The organism is Neoroseomonas rubea, assembly GCF_016106015.1.
GTDB classification, from domain to species: Bacteria; Pseudomonadota; Alphaproteobacteria; order Acetobacterales; family Acetobacteraceae; genus Neoroseomonas; species Neoroseomonas rubea.
On sequence record NZ_JACADQ010000512.1, the window covers coordinates 1 to 1,929 of the forward strand.

The 1,929-nt window shown below is 77.2% G+C and carries 2 protein-coding genes; both read left to right on the forward strand.

The window, feature by feature from the left end; translation table 11 throughout:
* Window positions 1-506 (forward strand): UDP-N-acetylglucosamine 2-epimerase (locus HW577_RS24325; RefSeq protein ID WP_198378678.1); only part of this gene is annotated, 506 nt, incomplete at its 5' end.
* Between the two features lie 151 nt (window positions 507-657).
* A complete protein-coding gene (locus HW577_RS24330; RefSeq protein ID WP_198378679.1) occupies window positions 658-1,812 on the forward strand; it encodes a glycosyltransferase in 1,155 nt (384 codons plus the stop codon).
* Window positions 1,813-1,929: the final 117 nt, after the last annotated feature.

Consider the following 1,929-nt stretch of genomic DNA (forward strand, 5'->3'; position numbering starts at 1 on the left):
GGCCGCTGCCGGCGGGGCTCGCGCGCGGCGGCTATGGCGTCGTCACGCTGCACCGCCCGGCCAATGTGGACGATCCGGCGATGCTCGGGCGGGTGCTCGCGGGGCTCGCCGCGGCGGCGCGACGCCTGCCGCTCGCCTGGCCGATGCATCCGCGTACGGCGGCGCGGCTCGATTCCTTCGGCCTCGATATGCCGGAGGGCGTGCTGCGGCTGCCGCCGCTCCGCTACCTCGACTTCCTGGCGCTGATGGATGGCGCGCGGGTCGCTGTGACGGACAGCGGCGGGGTGCAGGAGGAAGCGGTGCTGCTCGGGCTGCCCTGCCTGACGCTGCGCCCGTCCACCGAGCGGCCCGTCACGATCACCGCCGGCGGCAACCGGCTGGTGGCGCCGGAAGACCTGGCGCGGGCGGTGACGGAACCACCCGGCCCCGCGGCGCCGATCCCGCTGTGGGATGGCATGGCGGGGCAGCGGATGCGTGCGCACCTCGCGGAGATCCTCTGCCCATGACCGGGCGCGCATCGCCACGGCGCCGGCGCGGCCCCGCATGGCCGTGGCGAGGCTCCGCGCCGTCGCGCCCAGGCACGGGCCATCGGGGTCGCGGTGCGGGACAGAACGGTCGGGGACGCGCGAGCGGGACGCGCGTGCCGGCGGGTGCGGCATGAGCGCGGCGCCCCCCCTCGTCGTCATGCTCTCCGCCGCGCATCCTCCGGAGGATGTGCGCATCGTGCGCAAGCAAGGCGCATCGCTCGCGGCGGCCGGGTGGCGCGTGCGGCATCTCTGCCCGGACGTGGCGACGCGCGGGGCGCGCAGCGGGCGGACCGAGCTCGATGGCGTCGCGCTGGCCCCCTATCGGCGCGGTGGCGGCTGGCGGGGACGATTGCTGGGCTTCCCCGCCCTGGTGCGGCGCGCCGCGCGGTCAGGCGCGGCGGTGCTGCATGCGCATGAGCCCGACGCCTGGTTCGCCGCGCTGCTCGCCGCGCGTCGGTCCGGCGCGCGGGTGGTGATCGACGTGCATGAACATTACCCCTCCCGCCTCGACACGCGGCTGCCGGCGGCTCTGCGGCCGCTGGCGCGCGCGGCGCTCGGCGCGTCCTGCCGGCTGGCGGGGCGGCTGGCCGATGCGGTGGTCCTGGCGCGGGATGGGCTGGCCGAGGATTTCTCGTCCCGCGCCCGTCTGGTGCCGGTGCGCAACCATGCGCTGCCCGTACCGGTGGCGCCCCGCGACGCGGGGGATGGTCCGCCGACCCTCGTCCATCTGGGCGTGCTCGGGCGCACGCGCGGGTCGATGGTGCTGCCGGATGTTTTGGCGCGCGCGCCGGCGGGCACGCGGCTGCGGCTGGTCGGCCGCTTCACGGACGAGACGGAGCCGGCCTTCCGCGCCCGAGCCGCCGGCCTCGGCGTCGCGGACCGGATCGAGGATCGCGGCTGGCAGCCGCAGGAGGCGCTGCCCGCGGTGCTGGCCGGCTGCGCCATCGGCCTTGTCCTGTTCCAGCCGGTGGACCGCAACCACCGGCTCGCCCTGCCGCACAAGCTGTTCGACTACATGCTGGCGGGCCTGCCCGTGATCGCGCCGGACTTCGCGCCCGAAACGGCGGCGGTGGTGCGGGAGGCCCGCTGCGGCCTGCTGGTCGACACCACCGACCCGTCGGCAGTCGCGTCGGCGGTGGCGGCGCTGGCGGATCCGGGGCGGCGTGCCGAGATGGGCGCCGCGGGGCGCGAAGCCGCGCTTGGTCGCTTTGGCTGGGCGGGTGAGGCGGCACGCCTGGTTGCACTCTACCGGGACCTTGCACCGCTGCCGCGCACGGCGGCGTGATGGGTGTTGTGCGCCGCGGCGATCCGACGGGGCGGGCCGCGGCCCCGAGCGCCCGCCCCGGCCCGGCATACGGGAGTGGGCCGGCCGCCGTGGCAACCGCCGCGCCACGTGGCACTG